Raw genomic sequence first — 12153 nt, forward strand, 5'->3', positions numbered from 1 at the left:
CTCGCTTTCTCTGCGGCTTCACAATTCCACACGCCCCTCCAGGGCCCGCAGCAGTGTCACCTCGTCAATGTATTCCAGGTCCCCTCCTACCGGTACGCCGCTGGCAATCCGTGAGACTCTGATCCCTGTGGGCTTGATCAGCTTGCTGATATACATGGCTGTAGTCTCGCCCTCCAGGCTGGAATTTGTTGCAATGATCACTTCTTTTACTTCTTCTGACTGGAGCCGCTGCATCAGCTCTTTCAGGCGGATATCTCCCGGGCCGATGCCCAGCATGGGAGATATGGCTCCATGCAGCACATGATACACGCCGTCATATTTTCCTGTTTTTTCATAAGCCGCCAGATCCCTGGGGGTTTCTACCACCATGATCATGCTGTGGTCCCGGCGGGGGCTGGAGCAGATCGGGCAGACCTCCTGATCCGTGAGCGTACAGCACTGGCTGCAGTAACGGACATTTTTCCGCGCTTCTACCAGAACTCCTGCCAGCTGCTTCACCTGCTCCTCGGGCATTCTGATAATATGAAATGCCAGTCTCTGAGCGGATTTTGCTCCGATGCCCGGAAGCCTTCCCAGCTCCTCAATGAGCTTGCTGATTTGACTGCTGTAATAATCCATCAGAACGGGAAGCCTCCGCCCAGGCCGCCCATGCCCCCGGTCAGCTTGCTCATATTCGCTGTTGTCTCTTCTTCCACCTTGCGAAGGGCTTCATTCACCGCTGCCACAATTAGATCCTGGAGCATTTCGATATCCTCTGGGTCCACAACTTCCTCCTGCAGCTTCACGGCAGTCACTTCTCTCTTTCCTGTCACAGTCACTTCCACTGCTCCGCCGCCGGCGCTGGCCGTAAATTCTTTTTCTTCCATTTCCTTCTGCTGTTCTTCCATCTGCTTCTGCATGCGCTGCGCCTGCTTCATCAGATTGCTCATATTGCCCGGCATGCCGCCCGGAAAACCGCCTCTTTTTGCCATGATTAAAACCTCCTGTTATGATTCTGCTTCCTGTATTTCCATCTCTATTCCCGGCAGTCTGCTGCCCCGTACAATGGACGGTTCCTGCTGCCCCTGGGCATACAATACTGCCTGGAATGTAAATTTATGTCCGTATCTCTCGGACACCGATTTAGAAAATTCTTCCAGTCGCTCTTGTATCTGCATCATTTCACAGGCAAAACCGTCTCTGAAAATAATGCAGAATCCCTTTCCTGCTTCAAAACTTGGCCTGGTTCCATGCAGCAGGCTGCCTATCAGCCTGCCCTGGCCTGCAACGATCTGATCCCATTCCCGGATCAGCTGCTGATAATCCTCATATTCTGCCTCCGTCAGTTCCACCACCGGTCCGGCTGGCTGCTCCGCAACAGATTCTAGGGGAACTCCTGACGCCGGTTCCTGTTTGCCTGGCTCGACGCCTGTATTCCCGGGCCGGGCGGCGCTGTGCTGCACTGTCTCCCCTCCGTCCAGACGGGCTTCCAGTTCAGACACTCTGGCCTGCAGGCTTTCCAAATTCTGTTCCATCGCAGGCTTCATCAATTTTATCAACGCTATTTCAATCAGCACCCGCTTTGCAGCGGCATACCGCACCTGGCCGATCAGTTCAGAACAGATCCTGATATAGCGGATCAGGGAATCAATATCCACCTGTTCCGCTTCTTCTCGCAGAGCTTTCAGGCTCTCTTCGGACATTTCCAGGGCATCCTCCCCTTCTGCAGTTGTCTGCAGCAGCAGAAGATTGCGCAGATACCAGGTGAAATCTGTGACAAACTGCACCAGCTCCCTTCCCTGGACTGTCACCTCATCCAGCAGCCGGATAGCGCCTGCCACATCGCGGGAGAGGATGCAGCGAAGCAAACGGCTGAATACCTGCGTGTCCACCGCTCCCAGTATGTCCAGTACTTTTTCATAGGTCAGCTTTTCGCCATAATGGAACGCAATGCACTGTTCCATCAGACTCAGGGAATCTCTGGCGGACCCGTCCGCCGCCCTGGCTACATAGCGCAGCGCTTTATCCTCTGCCTCGATCCCTTCTTCTTCCGTCAGGTGCTTCAGATGGGCGAACAAAGTCTCGCTGCCGATCCTCCTGAAATCATACCGCTGGCATCTGGACAGCACTGTGATCGGAATTTTATGGACTTCCGTGGTCGCCAGTATAAAAATCACATAGGAAGGCGGCTCCTCCAAAGTCTTCAGCAGAGCGTTGAACGCTCCCGTCGACAGCATGTGCACCTCGTCAATGATGTATACGCGGTATTTGCCTTCTGTGGGAGAATAGCGCACCTCATCCCGGATCTCTCTGATATTATCCACGCCATTATTGGACGCGGCGTCAATCTCTACCACGTTCATCGAAGATCCGGAAAGAATTGCCCTGCAAGCAGGACATTCGTTGCAGGGATTCCCATCCACAGGATGTTCGCAGTTCACTGCCCTGGCAAAAATTTTAGCCACTGTAGTTTTGCCGGTCCCCCTTGTTCCGCAGAACAGGTACGCGTGGCCGATCCTCCCGGACTTCATCTGGTTTTTTAATGTGGTAACAATATGCTCCTGGCCCTTGACCGCTTCAAAGGTATCCGGACGCCATTTGCGGTACAGCGCCGTATAAGCCATGTATTCACCTCCTGAAAACAGCCCGGCGGCGTCTGCCTCCGGGGCCTGTTTCATTTTGATTATTCATCTCCAAAACTGATCCCCATACGTTTGGCCTCTTTGATAATAGAAGCGTCCGGGGATACGGTTTTCAGTTTGCCCGCCACGTCAGAAAGCGGAACTTTCACGATATCATTATTTTTAATACCCACCAGATAGCCGTATTTTTCATCCGCGATCATCTTCGCCGCTGATGCTCCAAGCCGGCTGGACAGCACTCTGTCATAAGGACACGGGCTGCCGCCCCTCTGCATATGTCCGGGTACCGTCACTCTGATCTCCTGTCCTGTCAGCTGCTCTATCTCTGCGCCGATCTCATAGGCGATGGACGGATACACGGGGCTGTTCTTCTTCTTTTCTTTCAGTTCCTTTTTGCTCAGGCTGGCATTTTCTCTTGAAATAGCGCCTTCCGCCACCGCCAGAATGGAAAACCGCTTTCCTGCCTTGGCGCGTTTCTTGATGGCCTCCGCCACGATATTAATATCATATGGAATCTCCGGAATCAGGATGATATCCGCTCCGCCGGCAATCCCGGCGTGCAGTGTAAGCCACCCCACCTTATGCCCCATGACTTCTACAATAAACACTCTGCCGTGAGAAGCTGCCGTGGTATGGATGCAGTCAATGGCATCTGTGGCAATATTCACTGCGCTCTGAAAGCCAAAGGTCATGTCTGTTCCCCACAGATCATTGTCAATCGTTTTGGGCAGGCCGATCACATTCAGCCCCTCTTCGGACAACAGATTAGCAGTTTTCTGGCTGCCGTTGCCGCCCAGCACCACCAGGCATTCCAACCGCAGTTTCCGGTATGTCTCCTTCATGGCCTCCACCTTGTCCAGGCCTTTTTCATCCGGAACGCGCATCAGCTTAAAGGGCTGTCTGGACGTCCCCAGAATCGTGCCTCCCTCAGTAAGAATCCCGGAGAAGTCGCTGGGCTTCATAATACGGTAATCCGCATACATCAGTCCCTTATAACCTTCTTCAAATCCAATTATCTCCACATCGTCAAACATATTGTAGAGACTTTTGGCCACGCCCCGCATGGTAGCGTTCAGACTCTGGCAATCTCCTCCGCTGGTAAGCATACCTATTCTCATCTATTGTCCTCCTTCCGGAACCCTGTCATTCCGATACGCAGGGAAATCTCCCCAACGTATCAATTATATAACAAGCTCCGAAAGCAGGCAAGTATTTTTCCGAAAAACACATCAATCAATACACTGGCTGCAGTAAATACAATCCATACCGGAAACATCAGGACAAGAAGCATGATCTGAAATCCTGTGCCCGTCCTCCGGCGTTCACCGGAAATCCCGTACATTTTTTCCTCTCTTTCAGTCTGTTTTTATCCCGCTGATGATATGGTAATAAGAGCGGGAGGTCATCAGGTAAACCGCCACATAAAAGACAGCAAAAATCATATAACAGCACGCAGTCACTGCAATCAGAAGGCCGGTATTGACCAGATTGAACAGCAGCAGTATCCTGGAGATCATTGGGAAAGCAAAGGCAACGTGGATCCCGGCTGCCGCTAGCGGCAGGAAAAACACTGTAAGGATCTGGGAATTAATGCTCTTTTTGATCTCTTTCTTTGTCATGCCCGCCTTTTGAAGGATTTCAAATCTAGCCTGGTCCTCATATCCTTCGATAATTTGCTTATAATACATAATCAAAACCGCTCCGCAGATAAATACCAGTCCCAGCAGAATTCCCAGGAAAAACAGCCCGCCGTAAAGGCCATAGAATTCTTCTCTTTCCTCCGCGGCTCCTTCTACAGATACCGGCGGAAATCCGGTATGTTCCAAACTCAGGCGATTGATTCTGTCCCGAATCAGTCCGGAAATTTCTCTTTGCGCATCATCCTCGGCCTTCAGATCAAAACCATAGTAATCATGAACTGTTCCTCCCACATCCTGCAGCAGACTGTTTTTTATTTTTTCCATATCCGGCACAAACAGAAAAATTGATGAAACCATCTGCATGGCGTCCGCTCCATTGTCAACAAAGCCTGCGTCCGCCTTCTTCACTTCTATTGCGCCCACCCCCTCTATTTCAATTGCAGCATGGGGATAATCTCCCTTTGTTGTATGGATCAGGGCCTGATTTTCCTCCAGTTCTATATCCGTTTTCATCACTGCATTATAATCAGCAAGCGGAATAATAAATAACTGACGTACCTCGCTGGTGGATAAAAGCTGGACATTATTCATCTCCTTATGATTAAACTGAAGCAGATTGCCGGTGAGATAGGCAGGGCTGCCCCAATACCTGTAATGTAAAATGTTCTCTGCCTCGGCGCCCCGCTCCTGAAGGACACCGTATATCGTCTCCCGGACAAGACCTGCATGATTCTGGTCATCTGTAAGGGCGTCCACCACAATGTTTCTGGGATAACGGCTGCGCAGGCTGTCTTCCGAGCCAATGTAAAGGCAGGCCGTAGAAGATATCATTACCAGTACCATTGTGGACAGGATGCAGATGGAAGCCAGCCCGGCCCCGTTCCTCTTCATTCTGTAAGCCATAAAAGATACAGGAATAAAATGGTTTACTTTATAATAATAGCGCTTATTCTTCTGAAGAATCCTGCATAAAACCACGGAACCTGCCATAAACAACAGATACGTTGCCACAATCACCATGATTACAGCCGCAAAAAAGATCAGGGTTGCAGCGAGAGGTTCTTCTATCGTCACTGCCAGATAATATGCTCCGGCCAGCAAAAGCCCTCCGGCCGCGGCTGCGATCCAGTTGGCTTTAGGAGGTTTTTCTCCTGACACTTCACTGTGCAGCAGTTCCACCGGCTTTGACAGATGGATCTGGCGGAGCGCATTCAGAAAAATCAGGAAAAATATTATGCAGAAAATCAGCACTGTGTTTTGTACGGATTCAAAGGATATGCTGAACCCAAAAACAATCTCTGCTTTCAGCACATGCGCCAGGCAAAGTTCAGATATTTTGGAAAATAAAATGCCGCTGAGCAGTCCTGTGCCCAGAGAAAATACTGCTGTGATCACTGTCTCCAAAAACAGTATCACTCCCAGGTTCTTTTTCCCCATCCCAAGAATATTGTACAGGCCGAATTCTTTTTTTCTTCCCCGCACCAGAAACGAGTTTGTATAAAATAAAAATATTGCTGCAAATATCCCTATCACTCCCTGGCCCAGCTGGAGGATTCCCTGCATGGTTCTTCCTCCGGGCATTTTTCCCACAATGCTGCTTGCGCACAGAAAAGATATGATATAGAACATCATCACCATCCCTGCGCAGGTCAGCAGATAGGGCAGATAGGTCTTTTTGTTTTTCGTCATGCCTTCCCAGGCCATTTTCAGGTTTATTTTTAATCTCATCGTTTCATCCCTCCTGCATTATGGCTATATTGTACCAGAGGAGCGCCGGGGCTGCCATTGCTTTGACTTTCATTTTTCTTCCTAACATTACAAAAGTGAAAGGTTATTCCCCGGAGGGTTTTGCTACATAGAGAACACAGTTTCCTATGTAACAAAAAAAGAAGCCTCCGCATCTGCAGACAGCTTCTGTCTTTTTCTTTTTTACCGCGCATTCCGCTTCGAACTGCTTCCACAGGCGTTACCCTGGCAGTTAACTCTGCCCAGGCGACCTCACGGCACACGGAAGGTTCCACTTAGTGCTGCTCCATTCCTGACCTGACACGGTTCATGGATTTCCGTTGCGCAAGACCCAGGCTTCAACGCCACTTACCAGGGGCAGCCCCACAGAAGGCAGCCCTCAGACGGAATATCACCCCTGCTGTAGCGGGTTGCAGGTACAAGGCTCCGCTAATTCCCCGGCTGCGCGGTTTTTTTAGTATACTATACAAATGTTGGATTGTCAAGATCAGGGGCTTCATCAATCGCCTGATTCCCGAACTGGTTGTTAAATATATAAATTCCCCAACGCCTTTCTGTGGAATCTGTGCACCTGGCACCAACAGTAGTTCATTTCTGTACATACCTGTTCCCATGTCATGCCTTCTATGTAATGCAGGTAGAGAACCTGCTTTTCATTTTCATCTATAAGGCGGTTTATGCTTTGGAATATTACACTGTATTGATGTATTTTTTGCTCCCGTATTTTCTCTATCTCACTCCTCAATTTTTGATAGGTCCTTAAATAATCTGCAGAATTATATTTTCCATCCTGAAAATCCTTGTCTTGCTCTAATTTTTCCAGCTGCTTTCCTAATACCTTCATATCTTGGTCATAACGGCTGCAGCCTTTTAATATGTCTTTTTTCCTCTCCATATCCTGTTCCATGACTTCCTCCGTGCAGAACATTTGTTTTCTTATATTTCGAATGTATATTATATATACTCCATAATATTGCATTTGTCAATTATTTTTTCGAATATATGTTCTTATGAAATAGAATGATATACTGTTTAAGTGTTATAGTATCCCCGGCAAGGAATAAAGCTGCCAAATAGAATTTACAGGAGGTACAATAATTGTTAACAGCAAAAGAAGTAGCACAAAATGCAATCAATGGAATTTCCAAATACAAGTATGTATTTGGAGCAAAAGGAGAGGTCTGCAGCTTAGCGCGGATCAATCAGCTGATCCAGGCCTACTGGACAACCTATTTCTCCAAGCATCCCGGATATGACGATCTGGCCAGGAATAAAGCCGGTTATCCCTGCACAGATTGTTCCGGATATGTCTGCATCTGCGCAAACATCCCTCACGCAGGCTCTGCCAAGCTTTTTACAGACGCCACTGAAAAGCATCCTCTGACTCTGGGGGATTACAGCCGGATACCAATCGGCGCCGGGCTCTGGAAAAACGGACATGTAGGCATCTACATCGGTTCCGGGCAGGTAGCGGAAGCGTCCAGTGAAGAAGTGGATCTGCGGATCCGCAGCTTAGGCACAAACCCCGTTGAATTTACAAACTGGTTTTTAATCCGGGGAGTTGATTACAGCGGCGCGCCGATTGTTCATACTGATCAGATCGCCAAAGTAGTCACAGCCGCTGCAAAAACCGAATCCTATCTGACCCAGATGGCTATAGCACAGGTCATTTATAATCGTCTCAATGACGCAAACGGTTCTTTTGGCATCAACACAGACGATGTTCTGAGCGCCCCCATGTTTCCTGCACCGGCAATTACAGCAACAACCGGCTGTCAAAATGCTGTGGATGAAGTTTTCCAGTTCGGAAAACGGGCTTTTGCAGACTATCATCTCTATTACTACTGCCGTTCCGATGATACAGTCAAGAAAGCCGGTTATCTTCTTCTGACGGAAGAAGCCAGAACCGTAGACAGCTATTGCTTTTTCGGCAAAAAAGCAGAATCATTTTTCCCGGACGATTACAATGTTTGGGTCGGGAAAATCATCAACATCGATTACGCTGCCGTTTATATGAATCCCTCTGAAAACAGCGCCGTCCTCAGCGGGACCAGGCAGCTGGAAAACGGAGAAAGTTTTCTGGTTGTAGGCGAAGAAAATATTTTCTATAAAGTCAAACTGGCCGGAAAAAATATTGGATACGTGAAAAAAATCTATGTGGGCAATCCTTCTTCTCCAGACTATACCAATACATACAGCGCCTGGACCGGCATTGCCAACGGCGCGGGATATATTAATGTGCGTACCGGCCCCGGCACCAACTACGATCTCCTGTCCGCCTGGCCCCGCCTGAACAACGGGAACAGTTTTCAGGTGATCGGCGAAACAGCAGGAACAGACCAATATACCTGGTATAAAATCAGAATTGCAGGGGCTTATGAGGGTTATGTCCGGGGAGACCTGGTCACCCGTCAGACCGCTTCTTATTACGCATCATGGACCGGCATTGCCAATGGGTTAGGGTTTGTCAACGTACGGACCGGCGCAGGCACAGAATATGCCCTGTTACCGGAGTGCCCTACACTGAATAACGGCTCCGCCTTTCTCGTTGTGGGAGAAACAAAGGGCACGGACGGCCTCCGCTGGTACCGGGTAAGCATTAACGGCAAAAAAGGGTTTATCCGCTCTGACCTGGTCCTGCAGGAAGGACAGAGCAGCGCCGGTTATCCTGTCTGGAACGCCAAGATTTACAACCAGTCCGGCTGGGTAAATGTGCGGACAGGCCCTGGTACGGAACACGGCACATTGAGCGCCTATCCCCGTCTGAATACGGGAGACGGTGTAGAAGTGATCGGCGAAGCGGCAGGAAAAGACGGCTACATCTGGTATAATATTAAGATTGCCAGAAAATACAGCGGTTATGTCCGCTCCGACTTCGTTTTAAGCTCCGATTCCCCCAGCGGTTATCATAATTGGACCGGAAAGGCAAACGGCAGGGACGGTTATGTAAATGTCCGCTCCGGCCCCGGAATTGAGTATGACAATATTGCCGGATGCCCTACCGTCAATAACGGAGTCTCGATTTCAATTATCGGGCAAGCGTCCGGTTCTGACGGCTTTGTCTGGTATAAGGTAAAAATCAGCAATCAGTATACCGGTTATATGCGGTCCGACAAAATTATCAGGGACAGCGGAACAGCTTATCGGAAATGGGAAGCGATCGCCAACGGCGCGGGCTATATCAATGTCCGGACCGGCCCCGGCACCAACTACGGCTTGCTTGAGAATTATTCCAGGCTGAATAATGGCGCACGGTTCACCGTTATCGGGGAAGTGAACAGCTCCGACGGCTATGTATGGTATCACATTTTAATCGTAGGGACTTATCAGGGTTATGTCCGGTCCGATTTGACCCTTCCTGCTACCGCCGCGCCGGATAATTCCGGTTATCAGACCTGGACCGGCATCGTAAACGGCGCCGGATATGTTAATGTGCGCAGCGGCCCGGGAACGGAATATCCCCAAATTGCAGGAAAGCCTTCCCTGGATAATGGTTCACTGGTCACGGTAACCGGAGAAGTGCCTGGTTCAGACGGTACTCCCTGGTGTTCCGTAACGATTTCCGGAGGTTATGCCGGCTATATGAAAAAGAGCTTACTCTTAGTCAGTACGCCCGGCATTACCGATAACGGAAGGCCTGTAGTCCCGGAACACTATGAAAAATGGATCGGGGAAATCCTCGCCAATATAAAAGGCGGCTATGTATATGTTTATGAACAGCCCACCTACGCCAGCGATTATATCAGCAGCTGCCCTAAGGTTTCGGACGGAGAATTGGTTCAGGTGGTGGGGAAATTTACCAGCGAAGGCCGGAACTGGTACGGCATTATTATTTCTAACCGGCATTTCGGATATGTTCTGGAAACCTATGTGCAGGGCCTCTCTGATAAGACGATACGGGCAAAATTGATGGCTACCGAGATCTACAACTGCTTTAAAGAGCTTCCGGATTATCAGTCCGTTGGATTTTCTTATGAAGTTCCTTTATTCAATATTGATCTGGGGATTATCAGCTTGGAATATTCCGTCCAGACAAACTATACCCCTCCGAATCAGGATGAGCTTATTTATACCAAGAATATTGCTATTACTGCCGGGGAATTCTCTGATCCTTCTTTTGAGGTTCAATTTGCATCTTTGGTAATTGAACTCGTAAAAAAGAACCTGGACGCTGATCTCATCAATTTTGGAGAAATAACCCATGTAATCGGCGAAGGCGAGATGAGCATTGAGGTGAAATATGATCCGATTGAGAAGAAGATTGATATTGCATTCCTCTTTCAGGTTTATTCAAATGAGCTCAACGATCTGACCTACATTTTGAGGTTTACGTTTAAAAAGAGCGATGACTTTAATCCCTCTGATGTTGCTTATGATGAACTTTGGGAGATTTTGGATGCCAGCATGTCACCGGGATTTGATTGGGCGGCATTAGAAAAAATCGTTGGATTTATAGTCTTAGTAATCTTGATTATCGTACTTCTTTGGTTAACAGGACGTATTGAGCCCAGCCTTTGGGAAAAACTTGTAGATACAATAAAATATTTCATTCCTAGTTTTGGTTAAAGGAACACCAAACTTTTTCATCTAAAGTTTAAAGACTTTGATCCTAACTTAACAAAAATCAGAATCAGAGGTTAATGAGTGATAAATCCAAATTACCTTTGATTCTGATTTTTTGAAAGGAGTATAGGCACCTCCCATCCTCTCATGACACCACCCATACGGTTTGGTACATAATATATTTTATAAAAGATAGGTAAATACTAATAGGCTTGGTTAAATTCTTAAAGTCTCTATCTATGTTTTATTAAGAACTTTACTTCTGGCCTCTTTTCACGTAAATAATCCAAAATATACTTCTGCTGGTCCAGCGGAATTGATTTCTTTGGCAGTAATACTTGTATTCGTTTTTTAAAAATAAACCATATTTCCTTTGGTTTAACTCTTACTTCATTCAAATCTTCATAGTGGAAATTCCACACTTCATGCTCGCCAACATACACGCCGAGGCAATCTACATAAAATACTATCTCCAATTTTAATCTTAATTTATACAGAACATGACAGTAAAAAAGTACCACTAATAGTGGGTAAATAGTTTTTGCACATACTAATATCAGAAAAAATATAGCCAAAAAAAGCACAAGCCAATCTATCCATTGATCTATATTACTCCTACAGGCAAGAATAATCTCATAAATCGACAACATTATTCCAAAAATCCCAACCATTATTACTTTCATGTTTATAAATGTGAAACATAAACTGCGAAATATTTCCTTAACTTTCCCTTGCACTACAGCTGAGAATAACGGTTTTCCCCACTCAGCATCTCTTTCCTGTTTGGTAATATAACTTCCTCTTTTTTTTGTTTTTTTCATATAACCTCCAAGCAAAAATTACATGCGTTATCATTATATTACCAAAAATTATTAAGAATCTCAATGTCCATTTTTCTCGGCCTCAAAATTCCCCAAGAATTTTACTCTATCTAGAGAAGTCGAATGCTTTAATGTCTGCTCATCATAAAGAATCTATTTTCATTAATCACTAAATTTTCATGAAATTTTATGCCGAGCCCGATATTCCTCAGATAATCCAGGATATCCTCCCGCTGCTCTACCGTAATAGAATGTTCCGGCAATAACACAGCTTTCCGGTTTTTAAAAATTAACCATGTCTTTTTCGGCAATATACTTATTTCCTCTAATTCTGCATATGGATAATTTTTAAATTCCCGGCCTCCTATATACAAACTCAAGTTATTATCGTAAAACTCCATTTCTATAGTTTCTCTCGATTTAGAAATAATATAAGAACAGTAAAGCATCCATAATATTAGCAGTATGGTCCCTTTTAAATAGCGATACAGCAAAAAGATAGCCAAAATTAGCATAAGCCACATTCCCCAAAATTCCTTATTACTTAAAGAAAAAAATACAATTCCACCAATTGCTAAAACTGTTCCTGTAATCTCCACTTTGATTACTTTCATTTTTAAAAATTCAAAACACATACAACGAAATATTTCTTTGACTTTTCTTTGCATAATAATAAAAGAAAATACCGGCTTCCCCCATTCAGCTTCCCGATCCTGTTTAGTAATAGTGACTGAATCTTTCTTTTTTCGTCTCATATTTTAC

The 12153-nt window shown here is 46.6% G+C and carries 9 protein-coding genes and 1 other RNA gene; 1 reads left to right on the forward strand and 9 read right to left on the reverse strand.

Features of this window, described 5'->3' with window-relative positions; all coding sequences use genetic code 11:
• Positions 1-18 precede the first annotated feature (18 nt).
• The 7 genes from recR to EV209_RS05400 form a co-directional block, all read right to left on the reverse strand.
• Positions 19-618, reverse strand: coding sequence for a recombination mediator RecR (recR, locus tag EV209_RS05370; protein WP_130433764.1), 600 nt, complete (start codon positions 616-618; stop codon positions 19-21).
• A complete protein-coding gene (locus EV209_RS05375; protein WP_130433766.1) occupies positions 618-971 on the reverse strand; it encodes a YbaB/EbfC family nucleoid-associated protein in 354 nt (117 codons plus the stop codon). The genes recR and EV209_RS05375 overlap by 1 nt, the downstream gene beginning before the upstream one ends.
• Before the next feature lie 15 nt (positions 972-986).
• Entirely contained in the window at positions 987-2603 is a 1617-nt protein-coding gene (dnaX, locus tag EV209_RS05380; protein WP_130434203.1) for a DNA polymerase III subunit gamma/tau, read from the reverse strand.
• A 59-nt stretch (positions 2604-2662) separates the two neighbouring features.
• On the reverse strand, positions 2663-3739 hold the full coding sequence (locus EV209_RS05385) for a 6-phosphofructokinase (protein ID WP_243647500.1): 1077 nt from the start codon (positions 3737-3739) through the stop codon (positions 2663-2665).
• A gap of 237 nt (positions 3740-3976) precedes the next feature.
• Positions 3977-5989: an FtsX-like permease family protein gene (locus EV209_RS05390; RefSeq protein WP_130433768.1), complete on the reverse strand. Its 2013-nt coding sequence runs from the start codon at positions 5987-5989 to the stop codon at positions 3977-3979.
• Between the two features lie 204 nt (positions 5990-6193).
• Positions 6194-6456: signal recognition particle sRNA large type (gene ffs, locus EV209_RS05395), an RNA gene on the reverse strand.
• Positions 6457-6533: 77 nt separating this feature from the next.
• Complete coding sequence (locus EV209_RS05400) at positions 6534-6914, reverse strand: DUF1492 domain-containing protein (protein WP_165388817.1); 381 nt, start codon at positions 6912-6914, stop codon at positions 6534-6536.
• Positions 6915-7105: 191 nt separating this feature from the next.
• On the opposite strand from EV209_RS05400, the gene EV209_RS05405 reads away from it, so the two are divergent.
• Positions 7106-10573 carry an SH3 domain-containing protein gene (locus EV209_RS05405; RefSeq protein ID WP_130433772.1) on the forward strand — a complete coding sequence of 1156 codons (3468 nt, stop codon included), beginning with the start codon at positions 7106-7108 and terminating at the stop codon, positions 10571-10573.
• Positions 10574-10803: 230 nt separating this feature from the next.
• Here the strand turns inward: EV209_RS05405 and EV209_RS05410 are convergent, their stop codons facing one another.
• Both EV209_RS05410 and EV209_RS05415 read right to left on the reverse strand, forming a co-directional pair.
• Positions 10804-11391 carry a hypothetical protein gene (locus EV209_RS05410; protein WP_130433774.1) on the reverse strand — a complete coding sequence of 196 codons (588 nt, stop codon included), beginning with the start codon at positions 11389-11391 and terminating at the stop codon, positions 10804-10806.
• A gap of 128 nt (positions 11392-11519) precedes the next feature.
• The gene (locus EV209_RS05415) at positions 11520-12146 is read right to left on the reverse strand and encodes a hypothetical protein (protein WP_130433776.1); all 627 of its coding nucleotides are present in this window, start codon (positions 12144-12146) and stop codon (positions 11520-11522) included.
• Positions 12147-12153 lie beyond the last annotated feature (7 nt).

Origin of the sequence: Cuneatibacter caecimuris, assembly GCF_004216775.1 — a bacterium.
In the GTDB taxonomy this organism is placed as follows: domain Bacteria; phylum Bacillota; class Clostridia; order Lachnospirales; family Lachnospiraceae; genus Cuneatibacter; species Cuneatibacter caecimuris.

Coding starts and splice junctions, on each gene's coding strand:
- recR (WP_130433764.1), bottom strand. CDS start 618: ATGGATTATTACAGCAGTCAAATCAGCAAGCTCATTGAGGAGCTGGGA.
- EV209_RS05375 (WP_130433766.1), bottom strand. CDS start 971: ATGGCAAAAAGAGGCGGTTTTCCGGGCGGCATGCCGGGCAATATGAGC.
- dnaX (WP_130434203.1), bottom strand. CDS start 2,603: ATGGCTTATACGGCGCTGTACCGCAAATGGCGTCCGGATACCTTTGAA.
- EV209_RS05385 (WP_243647500.1), bottom strand. CDS start 3,739: ATGAGAATAGGTATGCTTACCAGCGGAGGAGATTGCCAGAGTCTGAAC.
- EV209_RS05390 (WP_130433768.1), bottom strand. CDS start 5,989: ATGAGATTAAAAATAAACCTGAAAATGGCCTGGGAAGGCATGACGAAA.
- EV209_RS05400 (WP_165388817.1), bottom strand. CDS start 6,914: ATGGAACAGGATATGGAGAGGAAAAAAGACATATTAAAAGGCTGCAGC.
- EV209_RS05410 (WP_130433774.1), bottom strand. CDS start 11,391: ATGAAAAAAACAAAAAAAAGAGGAAGTTATATTACCAAACAGGAAAGA.
- EV209_RS05415 (WP_130433776.1), bottom strand. CDS start 12,146: ATGAGACGAAAAAAGAAAGATTCAGTCACTATTACTAAACAGGATCGG.